This window comes from Sphingobium sp., assembly GCF_003248505.1.
GTDB lineage: Bacteria > Pseudomonadota > Alphaproteobacteria > Sphingomonadales > Sphingomonadaceae > Sphingobium.
Genome location: NZ_QFOA01000171.1, coordinates 1 through 1,352, shown reverse-complemented (window position 1 = coordinate 1,352; position 1,352 = coordinate 1). Strand labels below are relative to the sequence as shown.

The following is a 1,352-nucleotide window of genomic DNA, read 5'->3' as shown; positions in this document are numbered from 1 at the left end:
GCAGCATCAGGCGATACGCTGGCCCGAGGCGTCCACGACCTGTTCGCCATCTTCTTTCGCGAATGCGCCGAGCTGGCCTGTCGGCAGCAGATCAAGCACCGCTTCGGAAGGACGGCAGAGTTTGACACCGAGCGGTGACACAACGAGGGGGCGGTTGATGAGGATCGGATGCGCCATCATCGCGTCCACCAGCGCGTCGTCCGACAGCGACGTGTCGTTCAAGCCCAGCTCTGCATAGGGGGTGCCCTTCTCGCGCAAGAGATCGCGCGGGGCCATTCCGGCGCGGTCGATCAGTTCGACCAGCAAGGCGCGTGTGGGCGGCGTCTTGAGATATTCGATTACGTGCGGTTCAATGCCCGCATTGCGGATCATGGCCAGGGCATTACGAGAGGTCCCGCAAAGCGGGTTATGATAGATCACAATATCGGTCATTGTTGCCTCTTCAGCAGCAGGTGAGTTCGGCCAGAAGCGGCTCGCACAGTTCGGCGCGCCCCTGGCAGCAATCCTTGGCCAGGTAGACCATCAGTCCTCGCAGCACGGCGAGGTTGGCACGCTGGATCTGTTGGCGGCCACGCTTCTCTGAAAGCACCAGCCCTGCCTTCGCCATCACGGCCAGATGCGTCGAGAACGTGCTCTGGGTCAGCCCCGACGCTTCAACCAATTTGCCGGTCGACAGGCCATCAGGCTCATGTCGTATCAGGACGCGAAACGCATCAAGCCGTGTGGGATGCGAGAGCGCAGAAAGAATGGAGAGAGCGTCATCGGTTTCCATGTATCGGATTTAGCCGATGGATATCGCGACGTCAATGAAGCATCGTGATTATCCGATGCAACCAACCAAAATCAGGATGATGGGAAATTAGATCAACGACGCACAGTAAAAGAGTCAATCTGTTTTGAAAACCCGACGAACCGAACCGGACCATTGAACTATATTGTTGAATTATGGCGCCGGTCACTGCATCTATGCAGAGACGGGATACGTCGGATCTACCTTTTGCACGAACAGCTTTGCTGGGAGGCAGCTACTGGGACGGCCATCCATAGGATGATGACCTATCCGCCCAGCGAGAATAAGAGGCCGAGGCCCGTCACATTTTTCTGAACTTATAGCCGCAACGTTCGAATATTGACCTGTCTGCCACCGGGATGTCGCCTTAGGGTCGAGACTCGTTCAGAGCCAGAATGCGACGGCGGCAGCGAGGCTTACGGCTGACAGGAAGTTTCTGGCGAGCTTATCGTAGCGGGTAGCGATGCGGCGGAAGTCCTTGAGGCGGCAGAACATGGCCTCGATCCTCCAGCGATCTTTGTAGCGTCGTTCGTCATACTGGATGGGGCGCTTACGGTTGCGT

General features: G+C 57.5%; 3 protein-coding genes. All 3 read right to left on the bottom strand.

The features are described from left to right. Positions 1-6: 6 nt before the first annotated feature. On the bottom strand, positions 7-432 hold the full coding sequence (arsC, locus tag DI606_RS20170; RefSeq protein WP_066861499.1) for an arsenate reductase (glutaredoxin): 426 nt from the start codon (positions 430-432) through the stop codon (positions 7-9). A gap of 10 nt (positions 433-442) precedes the next feature. Further along, positions 443-772 (bottom strand): helix-turn-helix transcriptional regulator, encoded by a 330-nt coding sequence (locus tag DI606_RS20165; protein ID WP_066861494.1) that lies wholly within the window; start codon positions 770-772, stop codon positions 443-445. Positions 773-1,174: 402 nt separating this feature from the next. Beyond that, positions 1,175-1,352, bottom strand: a 178-nt coding sequence (locus tag DI606_RS20160) for a transposase (protein WP_293985805.1), incomplete at its 5' end; no start/stop codon positions are given.

What these genes read in the sequence shown, in the direction of transcription:
- arsC (WP_066861499.1), bottom strand. Translation starts at nt 432, where the DNA reads ATGACCGATATTGTGATCTATCATAACCCGCTTTGCGGGACCTCTCGT.
- DI606_RS20165 (WP_066861494.1), bottom strand. Translation starts at nt 772, where the DNA reads ATGGAAACCGATGACGCTCTCTCCATTCTTTCTGCGCTCTCGCATCCC.